Origin of the sequence: Paenibacillus pedocola (genome assembly GCF_031599675.1) — a bacterium.
Lineage (GTDB): Bacteria > Bacillota > Bacilli > Paenibacillales > Paenibacillaceae > Paenibacillus_AQ > Paenibacillus_AQ pedocola.
Genome location: NZ_CP134223.1, coordinates 4,440,217 through 4,453,181, shown reverse-complemented (window position 1 = coordinate 4,453,181; position 12,965 = coordinate 4,440,217). Strand labels below are relative to the sequence as shown.

The 12,965-nt window shown below is 51.9% G+C and carries 12 protein-coding genes; 7 read left to right on the top strand and 5 right to left on the bottom strand.

The window, feature by feature from the left end:
- Window positions 1-21: 21 nt before the first annotated feature.
- Window positions 22-1,059, bottom strand: coding sequence for an NADH:flavin oxidoreductase/NADH oxidase (locus tag QU597_RS19870; protein ID WP_310829493.1), 1,038 nt, complete (start codon window positions 1,057-1,059; stop codon window positions 22-24).
- 228 nt (window positions 1,060-1,287) lie between these two features.
- On the opposite strand from QU597_RS19870, the gene QU597_RS19865 reads away from it, so the two are divergent.
- From QU597_RS19865 to metE, 5 genes are all read left to right on the top strand, one after another.
- Window positions 1,288-2,058 carry an ABC transporter ATP-binding protein gene (locus QU597_RS19865; protein ID WP_206101299.1) on the top strand — a complete coding sequence of 257 codons (771 nt, stop codon included), beginning with the start codon at window positions 1,288-1,290 and terminating at the stop codon, window positions 2,056-2,058.
- The gene (locus QU597_RS19860; RefSeq protein WP_206101298.1) at window positions 2,033-3,982 is read left to right on the top strand and encodes an ABC transporter permease; all 1,950 of its coding nucleotides are present in this window, start codon (window positions 2,033-2,035) and stop codon (window positions 3,980-3,982) included. Before QU597_RS19865 ends, QU597_RS19860 begins: the two co-directional genes overlap by 26 nt.
- Before the next feature lie 16 nt (window positions 3,983-3,998).
- Window positions 3,999-4,628, top strand: a complete 630-nt coding sequence (locus QU597_RS19855; RefSeq protein ID WP_206101297.1) for a DedA family protein — start codon at window positions 3,999-4,001, stop codon at window positions 4,626-4,628.
- A gap of 18 nt (window positions 4,629-4,646) precedes the next feature.
- Window positions 4,647-5,507, top strand: a complete 861-nt coding sequence (locus QU597_RS19850) for an undecaprenyl-diphosphate phosphatase (protein ID WP_206101296.1) — start codon at window positions 4,647-4,649, stop codon at window positions 5,505-5,507.
- 436 nt (window positions 5,508-5,943) lie between these two features.
- Window positions 5,944-8,235: a 5-methyltetrahydropteroyltriglutamate--homocysteine S-methyltransferase gene (gene metE / locus QU597_RS19845; RefSeq protein WP_310829492.1), complete on the top strand. Its 2,292-nt coding sequence runs from the start codon at window positions 5,944-5,946 to the stop codon at window positions 8,233-8,235.
- A gap of 109 nt (window positions 8,236-8,344) precedes the next feature.
- Here the strand turns inward: metE and QU597_RS19840 are convergent, their stop codons facing one another.
- Both QU597_RS19840 and QU597_RS19835 read right to left on the bottom strand, forming a co-directional pair.
- Window positions 8,345-8,722, bottom strand: coding sequence for a VOC family protein (locus QU597_RS19840; protein WP_310833361.1), 378 nt, complete (start codon window positions 8,720-8,722; stop codon window positions 8,345-8,347).
- Between the two features lie 202 nt (window positions 8,723-8,924).
- Window positions 8,925-9,077: a DUF1540 domain-containing protein gene (locus QU597_RS19835; RefSeq protein WP_076108838.1), complete on the bottom strand. Its 153-nt coding sequence runs from the start codon at window positions 9,075-9,077 to the stop codon at window positions 8,925-8,927.
- Between the two features lie 404 nt (window positions 9,078-9,481).
- Between QU597_RS19835 and QU597_RS19830 the strand changes: the two genes are divergently transcribed.
- Both QU597_RS19830 and QU597_RS19825 read left to right on the top strand, forming a co-directional pair.
- The gene (locus QU597_RS19830) at window positions 9,482-10,639 is read left to right on the top strand and encodes a DUF4349 domain-containing protein (RefSeq protein ID WP_310829491.1); all 1,158 of its coding nucleotides are present in this window, start codon (window positions 9,482-9,484) and stop codon (window positions 10,637-10,639) included.
- A gap of 31 nt (window positions 10,640-10,670) precedes the next feature.
- A complete protein-coding gene (locus tag QU597_RS19825) occupies window positions 10,671-11,078 on the top strand; it encodes a GNAT family N-acetyltransferase (RefSeq protein WP_310829490.1) in 408 nt (135 codons plus the stop codon).
- 78 nt (window positions 11,079-11,156) lie between these two features.
- Here QU597_RS19825 and msrB read toward each other — a convergent pair whose 3' ends face one another.
- Both msrB and QU597_RS19815 read right to left on the bottom strand, forming a co-directional pair.
- Complete coding sequence (msrB, locus tag QU597_RS19820; RefSeq protein ID WP_310829489.1) at window positions 11,157-12,143, bottom strand: peptide-methionine (R)-S-oxide reductase MsrB; 987 nt, start codon at window positions 12,141-12,143, stop codon at window positions 11,157-11,159.
- Between the two features lie 97 nt (window positions 12,144-12,240).
- On the bottom strand, window positions 12,241-12,861 hold the full coding sequence (locus QU597_RS19815) for a TVP38/TMEM64 family protein (RefSeq protein ID WP_310829488.1): 621 nt from the start codon (window positions 12,859-12,861) through the stop codon (window positions 12,241-12,243).
- Window positions 12,862-12,965 lie beyond the last annotated feature (104 nt).

Genomic DNA, 12,965 nt, shown 5'->3' with positions numbered 1-12,965 from the left:
TAGAACAGTTTAGCTCCCGGCTTAGTTGTGGACTCTCGGGAACCCAAATGTATACTGCTTTGGAACACCGGCTTCTTTGCCTAGCTGTACGCCGGCCTCCAGCGTCCAGTAAGGATTTCTCAGCATCCCCCGGCCCACAGCTATAAGATCAGCATCCTCATTGCCGATAACCGCGTTGGCGAGCGCTGCTTCATCCAGCCGGCCTACAGCAATTACCGGAACTGCCAGCTCCTGCTTGAAGGCCCGTGCAAGCGGAACCTGATAGGCTGCATGTGTACCCGGTCTGCCTGCAGCAGCAATCGCTCCTTCACCGCCGGCGCTGATATGGAAAATATCCGCTCCCGCTTCCTTATAGGCTGCGCCAATAGCAAGACTCTCCTTGATGCCGTAGCCGCCTTCAACATATTCCTGTGCCGAGATGCGCATAATGAGCGGCATACCTTCCGGCATTTCACGTTTGGCGGCAGCGATGACTTCTTTTCCGAACAAAGTAAGGTCCTGGCCGTATTCATCGGTTCTGCGGTTTGTCAGCGGCGAGTGGAACTGGTGGATCAGATAGCCGTGGGCGCCGTGCAGTTCAATGACATCGAAACCGGCCTGAACTGCCCGTCTTACACCTGCCTGGAATTTGTTCACCATTTCTTTCACTTCCGCCGTTGTCAGTTCACGCGGTGTTTTGGATTTATCATCGAACGGGATCGGGGAGGAGGACACAGGCACCGCTGCGTCTTCGGCTTTGCGTCCGGCATGGGCAATTTGAATCCCCACTTTAGCGCCATAGGCATGGCAGGCGTCTACAATTCTCGCCAAGCCGGCAATATGCTCATCCGACCAGATGCCCAGATCATAATCTGTAATCCGGCCATCCGGATCTACGTCGGTCATTTCTATGATGATCAGTCCGGTTCCGCCGACGGCCCGGCTTACGTAGTGGTTATAATGCCAATCCGTAGCAATCCCGTCCTTAGCCGTAACTGAATATTGGCACATAGGAGGCATAACCACACGGTTTTTCAGCTTTAAATCCTTTAGCTCATAAGGTGTGAACAGATCGTTCATTTTTTATCTCTCCTTGGCAGGGTTCTGAATTTGGCATGCTTTTATGTAAACAGGTCAAGCGAAATAATAAATGCATGCTCATGCATATAAATATAATCTTTCCTATATTCGCTGTCAACCCTGTCTTGCTTACAATTATGTAAGGTGACTGTAAGTTTCAGAAATAGCAGCTAAAGTTTACAGTTTGTATAATGAAGACAATCCAAATCACAGAAGGAGCGGACGCACTTGCCCCTGTTAGACGTTCATAATCTATCCAAAATATATGAGGGCAAGGTGTCCATCCATGCGCTTAACCATATCCGCTTTGCTGTGGAGAAAGGGGAGTTTGTCGGTATTATGGGACCTTCGGGCAGCGGCAAAACTACCCTGCTGAACGTCATTGCAACGATAGATGAGCCTACCTCGGGTGAAGTCATGATCGGCGGACGGGACCCAAACAGGCTGGGGCGCAAGGATAAGGCGCTGTTCCGCCGCAAGGAGCTGGGGTTCGTCTTCCAGCAGTATAATTTGCTTGATACGCTCACTGTGGAGGAGAACATCGTGCTTCCGCTGACGCTTGCCGGCGTCTCCGTAGCGGAGATGGAGAGCAGACTGAAGGAAGCAGCGCTGAGACTGGACATCACGCCACTATTATCCAAGCGGACCTATGAGCTTTCCGGCGGCCAGATGCAACGGGTAGCGATTGCCCGGGCGATGATTCACCGCCCGTCGCTGATTCTGGCGGATGAGCCGACAGGCAGCCTGGACTCCAAGGCAGCAGGCGAAGTCATGAACCTGCTGGCCGAGGTGAATGAGGCAGAAGGCGCCACGGTACTGATGGTTACACATGATGCGGTGGCAGCGAGCTTTTGCCACCGGGTGATTTTTATTAAAGACGGACGTTTCTACAGCGAGATGTACCGCGGCAGCAGCAGGGCGGCTTTTTTCCAGAACATCATCGACATGCTGTCGCTGCTGGGGGGAGCGGCTCATGACCTTTCGCCAGTTCGCTTATAGGAATGTCGCAAGGAATAAACGCAAATATGCCGCTTATTTTGTCAGCAGCGCTTTTTCCGTAATGGTTTTCTTTCTCTGTGCACTGTTTATTTTTCATCCGGCCATCGCCAGGGATACGATTCTGAGCACGGCGGCTAATACGATGATGGTGGCGGAAGGGATAATCTTTGTGTTCTCCTCGCTGTTCATGCTGGTGTCCGTAGGCTCTTTTCTGCAGTCGCGCAAGCTGGAATTCAGCATTCTGCTGATGCACGGGATGACCAAGGGACAGCTGAACACGATGGTGTTTCTGGAAAACATGCTGATCGGCAGCTCTGCAATTCTGACCGGCACTGTGCTTGGCCTGCTGCTCGGCAAGCTGTTTCTGATGATTGGAGCGGAATTTCTCGGGATCGCGCCGCTGGAATTTTACTTCTCCTGGCAGGCACCCCTGTTAACGGTCAGCAGCTTCGCCCTCCTGTTCGTGCTGATCTCCCTGTGCACCTTTGCCTTTATCGGCCGGGAATCTCCGCGCGGGTTGTTCCAGAGCGGACGCAGAGCGGAGAGGGAGCCGCGGGTGTCTCCTTTGCTGGCTGTTGTCTCTGCGCTGCTGCTGTTGGGCGGTTATGGTCTGGCAGCTTCGGCAACAGCAGCTTCCGTAGAGATGGTCATGTTCCCGGTGGTGGCCATTACGGTTGCCGGGACCTATCTGTTCTATACACAGCTGAGTCTCTACATCGTTAAGCTCCTGCGGGGGATGCGCCGCTTCTATTGGCATAAGACCCATATGATTATGCTCTCAGGCTTGTCTCACCGCTGGAAGGACAACGGGCGGATGTTTTTTATGGTGACCATTGTTTCGGCAGTCTCTTTCACTTCTGTAGGTGTATTTGCATCCATTCATACCTTGTCTAGAGAGCTGAAGCTGGATTATCCTGCGGCTGTAGGTTATGTGGCCAAAGGAAGTCAGGCCGGCTACAACGCAGAAGGAGATCTACGGGGCATCCGGGATGAGCTGGAGCGTCTGGGCCTGCCTTATGAAACGCTATCAATACCGGTAAAATACGCGGAAGTAAGGTCCCAGACCGGGCCGGACCGGACCCGTCAGCTGCCGCTGATGGCATACAGCGATTATAAGCTGGCTCTGCAGCAGGCCGGATTTATCTCCCATGAGCAGCCGCTTCAAGGGAATGAAGGACTGGTGATGATCGGCTCCCAGCGGGACCGCAGCTTAACCAAGGGCCGGATCAAAGTAGTGTACACCCTGGAACAGGGTACAGAGATTGTGGAGACCGGCTATACGGAGCATGTCCCGATTGCCGAATATCTGTTGCCTGAGCTGGACGGGCGGGACGGCGGGGATTTCAGCGGAGTTGTAGTCAGTGACAGTCTGTTCCACTCCATTGTTCCGGCACAGATTGACTATTATACGGGCTTCTACGTTGATGATTTCCCGCAAACTGCCGGTATTGCAAGGACACTCGCTGATAAAGGCAAAGTAGCCTATGAAAGCTACTCCCCGTATGCGGTTGTGGTCAGCGGGACGCTGTTTGAAATTCAGAAGACGCTGTACAGCACAATGCTGTTCGCTTCGCTCTTGGTCGGTACCGTGTTTTTTATCGCCGCAGGCAGCTTCCTTTATTTCCGGCTATATACGGATCTTGACCATGACCGGCTGCAGTATTCCACTTTGTCCAAAATGGGGCTGACCGATCAGGAGCTGGACCGTTCCTTAACCCTGCAGCTTGCGCTGATGTTCTTCGTGCCGGTAGGGATAGCCATGATGCACAGTTTGTTTGCTTTTATTGCCCTGCAGCGGCTCTTCTATCTGTCTATCGCTGCTGAAACAGGGGCGGTGCTGGCCGGTTACCTGGCAGCGCAGGGGCTGTATTTCATCCTGATCCGCGGCCGTTATCTGCGCAATCTCAAAAAAAATCTGTTCTGAAAGCGGGGACCTGCTAATGAAAACATGGATTACTGACTTTATGGAGCAGTTCGGCTACGCCGGCATTCTGCTGATGCTGGCTCTGGAAAATATTTTTCCGCCGATTCCTTCAGAGATCATCCTCCCGTTCGGCGGGTTCATGACCACCACCTCCGGTATGACCATTACCGGTGTGCTGATTGCGGCTACTGCCGGATCACTTCTTGGTGCAGTCGTGCTGTACTGGATCGGCCGGATGCTGGATGTAAGCAGACTGGAGCGGATCGTCGAACGCTGGGGCGGATGGATCCGGATCAGCGCCAAGGATATCCGCCGGGCCGATGCCTGGTTTGATAAATACGGCTACTGGACCGTGCTGTTCTGCCGGATGATTCCGCTGGTGCGCAGTCTGATTTCGATTCCGGCCGGGATGTCCGGGATGAAATTCGGCCACTTCCTGCTGTTCACCACCATCGGCACACTGGCCTGGAACCTGCTGCTCATCTCGCTGGGTGCGGCCCTGGGAGAATCATGGGAGGATATTGCAGTATATATGGACACATATTCGAACATCGTATACGCCGTGCTTGTTGCCGGGGTTCTTGTACTGGGACTGCTGTATTTCCGCAGACGCCAGACAGCGGGCAAAGCGCGTGGAAAAGCTTAAACATAAGGAGGGATAAACATGGAGCTGCTAACCATTATTAAAGCTATTATTCTGGGTATTGTAGAAGGTTTGACCGAGTTTGCTCCGGTTTCCTCCACAGGCCATATGATCATCGTTGATGATATGTGGCTGAAATCGCAGGAGTTTCTGGGAAAATACACAGCGAACACGTTCAAGGTTGTAATCCAGCTGGGATCAATTCTGGCGGTGGTCATTATCTTCCGCAACCGGTTTATTGATCTGCTGGGCCTCAAGCGGTTCAGCCGCAAGGAGATGACGGCTGTACCGGAAGGCGTGCCGCAGGTGGAGACGGAAGGCCGGCTGAAGCTGGCGCAGGTCATTGTGGGACTTATTCCGGCGGGGATCTTCGGCTTTCTGTTCGAGGATTATATTGATGAACACCTGTTCTCGACCTCGACGGTACTGATCGGGCTGGTAGTCGGGGCGGTGTTCATGATCTGCGCCGACCGTTTTGCCCCTAAGAAGGTCAAAACAGAAAGTGTCGATCAAATTACATACCGGCAGGCGATATCAGTCGGTTTGATCCAGTGCATTTCCCTCTGGCCGGGCTTCTCACGCTCCGGCTCGACGATATCTGGAGGCGTGCTGCTGGGGATGAGCCACCGGGCCGCGGCGGATTTCACCTTTATTATGGCGGTACCGATCATGGCCGGTGCGAGTCTGATTTCACTGATCAAGAACTGGCAGTATTTCACGCTGGATGCGCTGCCGTTTTTTATATTCGGCTTTATTAGCGCCTTTCTGTTCGCACTGATCTCGATGCGCTTCTTCCTGAAGCTGATTAACCGGATCAAGCTGCTGCCGTTCGCGATTTACCGGATTCTGCTGGCCTTAGTGGTCTATCTGATCTGGTTCTAAGCAGCGGACAGAGCGTTACCCATAAACCTAATTTATAGCCCGTTCATTGGAACGGCAATGCCACCCGGTTAAGGGAAGGTATTGCCGTTTTTGTGCGTCCTCTCCGTTGTTTCCGGTCTTTTGGAGTGGAAATCGTGTGGAGAAAGTGCATGGGCTTATGCGGCATCAGCAGTGCTTAGAAGTTCCTGGCGGCATCAGCTATAGGGAATGTGTATAGCTGGAAAGCCAGGAATCTGTTGCGGCAGCCCCTTGCGATTCAGTATGATGGCATCAGATTAGGAAAGCGGGCAGCAGCAGAGCTCGAGCCAATGCCAGAGCCAGAGTCAGAGTCAGTGTCAGTGTCAGTGTCAGAGATACATGGTACTTACCCTGATGTTCCTGTGCAGCGTATAACAACGATATTCATGTGGTCTATTCTAAATAGGAGGGATTTAAAATGGCTGACAAGATTACAACAAGCAGTCTCGGGTATCCGAGAATCGGCAGAAACCGGGAATGGAAGAAGCTGCTTGAGGCGTTTTGGGGCGGTAAAATCAATGAGGAGGTTTTCCGCACAGAAATGGCCGGACTTCAGCTTCAGCATCTCAAAACCCAGCAGGAGGCAGGCATCACTTTAATCCCGGTCAATGATTTCACATTCTATGATCATGTGCTTGATACGGCCGCCATGTTCGGCATTATCCCGCCGCGTTATGGTTATGACGGAGGCGAGGTCTCCCTCGATCTTTATTTCGCCATGGCGCGAGGCAACACCGAAGCAACCGCCTGCGAAATGACCAAGTGGTTTAATACAAATTACCACTATATCGTACCTGAGATTGGCAACCAGACCCCGCGCCTGACAGCCAACAAGCCGCTTGCCGCATACCGGTTCGCCAAGGAGAAGGCGGGCATTGAGGGCAAACCTGTTATTACCGGACTCTATACCTTCCTTAAACTATCCAAAGGGTTCCCGGCGGCGGATATCCGTCAGGTTGCCGATCGGTTCCTGCCTGTCTATGTGCAGCTGTTGAAGGAATTGCAGCAGGAGGGTGTAGCCTGGGTACAAATCGATGAGCCTGCAGTTGTAACAGGGCTGACTACTGAAGAGATCGCGCTGCTGGAGTCAATCTACAGCAGAATCGCCGCAGAGGTACCGGGGCTTAAGCTGCTGCTCCAGACTTATTTCGAAGCCGCAGAGCCGCTGGAAGTCCTGCTGCAGCTACCTGTACAAGGTATCGGGCTTGACTTCGTCCATGATAGCGGTGCCAATCTGGAGTCGGTCCGGCGGCTGGGCTGGCCGGAGGATAAATGGCTCTTCGCCGGCATTATTGACGGGCGCAACATCTGGCGCAGTGATGCCGATGCCAAGCTGGAGCTGGTCCGTGAGCTGAGCACCCATGTGCCGGCCAGCCGGCTGATTCTGCAGCCTTCCTGCAGCCTGCTGCATGTGCCTGTATCAGTACAGGGCGAAGACCGGTTGAAGAGCACAGTGAAGAATGCCATTGCCTTCGCGGATGAAAAGCTGGCCGAGCTGAGTCTGATCGCAGCCGCAGCCGGGGGTGAGCAAGACACCTATGCTGCAGCGCTGGCAGAAAGCCGTGAAGCGTTGGCCCGCTTCCGGGCGCTGCCTGAGCGCGGGCGCCGGGATGTAGCGGAGCAGGTCCGCGAGCTGGAGCAGCTTCCGGACAGACGCAGCCTGCCGTATGCAGAGCGGCTGAAGGTGCAGCGCGAGAAGTGGCAGCTGCCGCTGCTGCCGACGACGACCATCGGAAGCTTCCCGCAGACCGCTGAGGTACGCCAGGCCCGGCTCAAATGGCGCAAAGGCGTGTGGAATCAGGAGCGGTACGACGGCTTTGTCCGCGAACAGATTGAGAGTGCGATTGCCTTTCAGGAGGAGCTCGGACTGGACGTGCTGGTGCACGGGGAGTTCGAGCGGACGGATATGGTGGAGTTCTTCGGCGAGAAGCTGAACGGATACCTCTTTACCAAAGGCGGCTGGGTACAGTCCTACGGCTCTCGCTGCGTGAAGCCGCCGGTCATATATGCCGATGTCGCCTTCATCGAACCGATGACGGTCAAGGAAAGTGTCTATGCCCAGTCCTTGACGACGCTGCCGGTGAAAGGGATGCTGACCGGGCCGGTGACCATTCTCAACTGGTCCTTCGTGCGGGATGACCTGAGCCGCGAAGAGGTAGCGAAACAGATTGCGCTCGCCCTCCGCCAAGAGGTTCAGGCACTGGAGCAGGCCGGAATCGAAATGATCCAGGTGGATGAGCCGGCCATCCGTGAGGGGCTGCCGCTGAAGGCGGAAGACCATGAGCACTATTTGAACTGGGCCGTCAGATCGTTCCGGATTGCTACGAACCCGGTGAAGGCTACAACACAAATTCATACCCATATGTGCTACAGCGACTTCAATGACATGATCGGATCGATCTCAGCGATGGACGCGGATGTCATCTCTATTGAAACCTCACGCAGCCACGGGGAGCTGATCGTGAGCTTTGAAGAGCAGGAATATGATAAAGGGATTGGACTTGGCGTCTATGATATTCATAGCCCGCGTGTGCCGGACGTGACGGAAATGACCGTGAGTATTGAACGGGCTTTGCGCGTGCTGGATGCCGAGCAGTTCTGGATCAATCCGGACTGCGGGCTGAAGACAAGAGGATGGGAGGAGACGGGAGCTGCCCTGCGCAACATGGTACAGGCGGCAGCGATCATTAGGAAGGAAGTCAGAGTATGACCGGGCAGGCCAGCCGGGGGGATTACTCCCCCCGGCCGGTTTTTCTGCTAACAAACAATATAAAACGCCACTACATTCCTGCAGTGACGTTATCATCTACATTAAGGTATTACTTTTCCATAACTGCAAAGTAGTTATTCTCATCATCGGCGAAGTTGAATACCCGGCCGCCAGGCATATTCACTAGATCTCCAACCGTAATGCCTTTCTTCTGAAAATCCTGATACAAGCCATCAAGATCATCAGAGTAGAGGAGAATGGAGGGAGTGCCTAGATTAAGCTCCGGCTGCATTTGGGCGATTAGCTGCTTGTTGTGAAGCACAAACGTCGTTGATGCTCCTTGCACGGGTGCAATTTCAATCCATCGCATTCCCTGCCCGTTGTCCGCTTCCGAAACTTTAGTGAAGCCGACCTTTTCCGTCCAAAAGCGTAAAGCCTGGTCCTGATCATTTACATACAGCATTACCTGTCCGATTTGTCTGATCATCATTTACCCTCCGATTTGTGTCTTCTTGATAACGCATTTTAATTGTACGTTTTTATATCAAGTCATGCAATTTAGCACCCGTCCGGAGGTTGCAGTGTTAGTAACAGATTTTTTTCATGTAAACACTTGATAATAATTCTCATTCTTGATAGAATGAGAAACAGAAAAGAAGGAACCGTGGAGGGTCCCTTCTAAGTCTAACTTATTTACTTTCGAATGTTTTGCAATCTGTTTCTTCAGATTGTGTAGGCTCCTTGGAGCTGTGATAAGCTACAAAGATGGATTCAGCGTTACATTTGTTCTCTTCAGCCCAATAGGTGCAAGAGTTCACTGCACACAGTACGTCTTTTGCCATGAGGGTCACCTCCCCTTATAGTAGATTGGTAATATGCTCAGTGCAAATAGTGCTGCTCTGTTCAGCAAGGTGGAGCTTGTCCGAACAGAACCTTACCCTTGTTCTTCTGAATAAAGGGTATTTGGATTTCCTTGCCTTTTCAGACATTGTAATTGTAGCAAATATAGAGTGGATTCGCAAACAGGAACGTTCAGCCGCTGAATGTTCCTGTTTTTTTTGTGCGGATTGTTAATTTTGGAAAAAAAGGTTCAAAAAAGGATTCGGATCCATAGTTTTAATGCAACCTTCCAGTATCTGGAGCGTCAAAGAGTTAGGCGGATTATTACAAAAATATACAAAGGGTATCTGCCGAACTATTTTTTACAAAAGAAGCGGGAATCCACTACACTTTTGGAGGAATGAGAATGCGAAAATGGGGTCTGCATTACTTGGCGGGATTATTAGTTTTGGCGGTTGTACTGGCTGGCTGCGGTTCCAGTAATGAGAATTCGGCGGCTAATTCAGCCAGCACAACCAACATGAAGTCAGATCAAGGAGCAGCGAATGCTCCTGCAGAGGAAGCAGCACCTGCTGCCGTTGAAGTTGAAGCGGGATCAGTCGGTGCGGATAAATCCGCAAGCTCTGCTGATGCTGATGGCAATGCTGCCGCCGGAACTAAAGGCATGGCGGTAAAGGGTTCTGATTCAGATAAGGCGGCAGAAGCAGCGGCGGGTTTGACTGGTACCGATGTCGTAGCGGGGCTGAACAAGAAGCTGATGTATAAAGCAAACCTCACGATAGAGGTCGAAGATTATGCTGCCGCACAGTCTGAAGTACGCAATATGATCACGCTGTCCGGCGGATATATCATTGGATTTACGGAGAGCATGTCTGAATATGAAAAAGGCGGGACCTTTATTATGAAGGTTCCTGCGTCCGGCTTTTCCCCTTTTCTGAATAATTTGGAGAAGATCAAAAATGAGGGAATTCAGCGGAATATTGAAGGCCAGGATGTGTCGGAAGAATATGTGGATCTGGAGTCGCGGCTCAAGGCCAAACAGCTGATGGAGAGCCAATATATCGAATTTATGAAAAAAGCGACCAAATCCGCGGATCTCGTTGCTTTTGCCAATCAGCTTGGTGCAATTCAGGAGCAAATCGAACAGATTAAAGGCAGAATGCGTTACATTGATCAGAATGTATCGTTCTCAACTGTAGAGCTGCGGCTCTATCAGACCGACATAAGTATCGCGGATACTCAGCAAAAAGAGCAGGGGCCGCTGCTGACGCGGGCTTCCGATGCGCTGACCAGCAGTCTGCATGCCTTGTCCGTCATGTTCCAGTGGCTGATCGTTTTCTTGGCGGCTGCACTTCCTATCCTGATTGTCGCGGGTATCATTCTTGTTATCGTACTGTGGCTGCGGAAAAAGTTGAAGCGCAGGGATGACGGTTATCTGCAGCGGATCCGGGCGGCTAATCGTGAGCAGAACCGGGAATTGTCTGGCCGGGATGGCGGAGAAGTAATACATGGTGATGCTCCAGCCGCAGAGGAAACCGGGAAGGAGACAGAGAATAAAGGTTGATACGCTGTATTATAGAAGTGGGGGAATCGCAGTGACTTTTTCTTTCCGGACGGAACTTCCGGACAGCAATGATTACTATAATCTGTTTCAATCGACCGGCTGGAATGCTGAAGGGCTATGGACGAGAGATATGCTGCAGGAAGCCGTTAGAAACAGCTGGTATGTCGTATCCGTGTATGAGCAGGAGAAACTCATCGCTTCCGGCAGAATAGTCTCGGATGGTGTGATCCAGTGTATCCTCTGTGATGTGATTGTATTGCCCGGTTATCATGGCCAAGGGGTCGGCAAGGCTGTGATGGAACATTTAATCGGTCATTGCAGAGCCAAGGGTATACGGTGGATCCAGCTGTCCGCCGCAAGCGGTAAAGCCGACTTTTATGAACAATTCGGTTTTGAGAGAAGAGCTGCTGATGCACCGGGGATGGGGTTGTTTTTGTAAAATCATACGAAATAACAAAGCCTCCAATTCCGTACTATCACGGACTGGAGGCTTTGCGGCGTGAAATGGGCCTATAACTTATGCATGCTGGAAAAGCACCTGGTACTCGCCATAGCCTTCTTTTTCCAGATCCTCTTTGGGTACGAACCGCAGTGCCGCTGAATTAATGCAGTAGCGCAGGCCGTTCTCGCCGGGACCATCGTTGAATACATGACCGAGATGCGAATCGGCGGTTTTGCTGCGTACTTCGGTGCGGATCATCAGATGGCTGAGGTCTGTTTTTTCTTTGACCGCATAGTCGCGGATCGGGCGGGTAAAGCTTGGCCAGCCGCAGCCGGAATCGTACTTATCCTGGGAGCTGAACAGCGGCTCGCCGGATACGATATCTACATAAATGCCGTCACCATGGTGATCCCAGAATTCATTGCGGAAGGGTGACTCGGTAGCATTATTCTGGGTTACTTCATACTGAAGCGGGGTTAGCCGCTCCTTAAGGCTCTGTTTGTCCTCTTTATGCTTCCAGTGGGTTTCTATAAAGGCCTCCCGGCCGGAGCCCTTCCGGTAACGTTTGTAATGTCCGGGATTCTTATGATGATAATCCTGGTGATATTCTTCAGCAGGATAGAATGGCTTGGCTGGAAGAACCGGAGTCACAATCGGTGCTGAAAAACGTCCGCTGGCCGCAAGTGCAGCTTTGGAAGCTTCTGCTTCGAGCCGCTGTTCTTCAGAATGATAGAAGATTGCCGTACCATAGGAAGTTCCGCGGTCATGAAACTGGCCGCCGGCATCGGTAGGGTCAATTTGCTGCCAGAACAGCTCAAGCAGCTTGCTGTACGGGAAAATATCCGGGTTAAACGTAATCTGAACCGCTTCGACATGCCCGGTTGTCTCCGAGCAAACCTCCTGATAGGTCGGATTAACCGTATGTCCGCCTGTATATCCGGAAATGATCCCTTCAATTCCCGGTAAATCTTCAAAAGGAGATACCATACACCAGAAACATCCACCTGCAAAGGTCGCTTTTTCCGTCTTGAAGCCTATATTGTCAGACTGAACATCACTCATAAATATCCCTCCATCCGTAGAATGCAATTAAATAGATCACAATTCAATTTAATTATAAAGCAAAGAGGCGCTGTCTGCCAGCACCGTCCTTCAGTTCTTATCGGCCTTTTGTACTACCGGCTGGACGCGGGCGCAGAGACAAACCGGCCAGTAAGAGCACAGCGGCATAAAGTACTATTGCGATAACAGCGCTCCGCGGATGCTCGAATAACTGCCCTCCGAGATATGCGTAGAGTGTGATTCCAGGGATTTTACCGAGTCCGGAAGCGGCGAGATAGCTCCAGAAGGGCAAGCCGGCAGCACCGGCATAGATATTAACTGCGGTCTGGGGCACAACCGGTGCAAGGCGGGCCAGGATGATGGACGCGAACGGACGCCGCTGCACAGCGGAGGTGAATTTTTCCAGAGCCGGTACGGACGCGAGATAGGTTCGGGCTTGCTTTTGGAACAAATATTTAACGAGGCCGTACATTATCGCTGCTGCAAGCGTTGTTGCACTCCAGCAAATCAGCGCCCCGGTGAGACTCCCATATGCATATCCGAACAAGCCAATGATTAACTTATAAGGCAGGACCGGAAAGAATGCCAGCGCTGTTGCGGCCAGCAGGGACAGAAATGGGCTATGATCCTCACGCAGCCAGTCCAGCAGATCATATCTGTAGATAAACGCAAGAATAATACCCGAAACATAAAGTATTGCTGTAAGCCATTTTCTCATTTTACTATGCCCTTTCTTAACCTGTTCATCTCATCATACTGAAAAAAAAGTAATTAATGAAGCAAAGATCATTGTCCCGGCGGGATGTCACGGTATAATACTTC